This window comes from Arthrobacter sp. GQ119, from assembly GCF_059759125.1.
In genome coordinates, this window is record NZ_JCAXEA010000118.1 from 1 (window position 1) to 203 (window position 203).

Here is a 203-nt window from a genome sequence, read left to right on the forward strand (position 1 = left end):
CCCGTAGCGGGCATCAGCGGCGCGAAGTGCTTCATCACCAGGAAGGCGCTGAGCAAGTTGCTGTGCAGCACGTTCTTCGCGTCCTCATAGGCCATCTCCGTCAGCGGGCCGCTGACCTGCAGGCCGTGGTTGAGGACGACGACGTCCACGGTACCGAAAGACTCCGCGGCCTGCCGGGCCAGGCTTTCGACGAACGCTTCGTC

General features: G+C 65.0%; 1 protein-coding gene. It reads right to left on the reverse strand.

Annotation, left to right across the window (positions count from 1 at the left end; all coding sequences use genetic code 11):
- On the reverse strand, positions 1–203 hold a 203-nt coding region (locus AC6CH3_RS23610), incomplete at both ends, for an SDR family oxidoreductase (protein ID WP_498134735.1).